At 75.9% G+C, this 684-nt stretch carries 1 protein-coding gene; it reads left to right on the forward strand.

Annotated features, from left to right (window positions below; genetic code table 11):
• Positions 1–176: 176 nt before the first annotated feature.
• A partial coding sequence (locus tag CCN35_RS26370) for a methionyl-tRNA formyltransferase (protein ID WP_281254826.1) occupies positions 177–684 on the forward strand: 508 nt, incomplete at its 3' end.

Here is a 684-nt window from a genome sequence, read left to right on the forward strand (position 1 = left end):
GCAGCCGGCGCCGGGGCGCGGCCCGGGCCCGGTCCGCGCCCCGGCGCCGGCTGCACACCTCCGGCGGACCGGCGCGTCCCGCACCCCCGGCCTCGTCCGGCCACGGCCCTGTGGCCATGGTCATAGACTGGTGCGCCGGTCGTCGTCCGTTCCGCCTGAGAGGGCCAAGCCGTTCCATGAAGCTCGTCTTCGCCGGTACCCCAGAGGTCGCCATTCCCGCCCTGGACGCTCTGCTCGCCTCCGGGCGGCACGAGGTGGCCGCCGTGGTCACCCGGCCCGACGCACCGGCCGGACGGGGGCGCCGGATGGTCGCCAGCCCGGTCGCCGAGCGGGCGGAGGAGGCCGGCATCGAGGTGCTCAAGCCGCTCAAGCCGGGGGAGCCGGAGTTCCTGGAGCGGCTCAGGGAGATCGGCCCGGACTGCTGTCCCGTCGTCGCCTACGGCGCCCTGCTGCCCAGGGCCGCCCTGGACATCCCCGCCCACGGCTGGGTCAACCTGCACTTCTCCCTGCTGCCCGCCTGGCGCGGCGCCGCCCCCGTGCAGCACGCCCTGATGGCGGGGGACGACATCACCGGCGCGTCCACCTTCCTCATCGAGGAGGGGCTGGACTCCGGCCCGGTCTACGGCACCGTCACCGAGGAGATCCGGCCCACCGACACCAGCGGCGACCTGCTCACCCGGCTCG

This window comes from Streptomyces thermovulgaris, assembly GCF_002155915.1.
Classification (GTDB): domain Bacteria; phylum Actinomycetota; class Actinomycetes; order Streptomycetales; family Streptomycetaceae; genus Streptomyces; species Streptomyces thermovulgaris.